This window comes from Massilimicrobiota sp. An142, assembly GCF_002160725.1.
GTDB classification, from domain to species: domain Bacteria; phylum Bacillota_I; class Bacilli_A; order Erysipelotrichales; family Coprobacillaceae; genus Allocoprobacillus; species Allocoprobacillus merdigallinarum.
Window position 1 is genome coordinate 1 of the sequence record NZ_NFLD01000100.1, and the last position, 614, is coordinate 614.

1 protein-coding gene is annotated in these 614 nt (G+C 36.3%); it reads left to right on the top strand.

The window, feature by feature from the left end:
- A partial coding sequence (locus B5E87_RS14870) for a reverse transcriptase domain-containing protein (protein ID WP_241147202.1) occupies positions 1 to 552 on the top strand: 552 nt, incomplete at its 5' end.
- Between the last annotated feature and the right edge of the window lie 62 nt (positions 553 to 614).

Here is a 614-nt window from a genome sequence, read left to right on the forward strand (position 1 = left end):
GTAGATAAAATGCAAGTCGCAGAAGTTCGTACGCATTTCGCACAACACTGGTCTTATCTAAAGAAACTTATCATGGAGGGACATTATAGTCCGCAAGCCGTCAAAAGAGTAGAAATACCAAAAGATAACGGAAAGAAAAGAGGGTTAGGAATCCCAACAGTGACGGATAGGGTCATCCAACAAGCAATAGTACAAATACTTACGCCTATCTTTGAACCACTATTCAGTGAAAACAGTTATGGATTTAGACCTCGAAGAAGTGCTCATCAAGCAGTAAAAAGAGTCGTAGACTATGCCAATGAAGGATATCGATATACAGTAGACTTGGACTTGGAGAAATACTTTGATACAGTCAATCATTCAAGACTTATACAGATACTTTCACAAACTATTAAAGATGGAAGAGTCATATCACTCATACATAAATATCTCAATGCAGGAGTCGTAGTAAAGCATAAATTTGAGGAAACAACTAAAGGTGTACCTCAAGGAGGTTTATGTGGATATCGGCATAATCCTCCTTATGTGGAGTTAGTTATTATGCCGAGTTAATTTAAATTACCCTTTAATAATCATATGGTTTTCTTTATTTTCTCGGCATAATACATCACAAT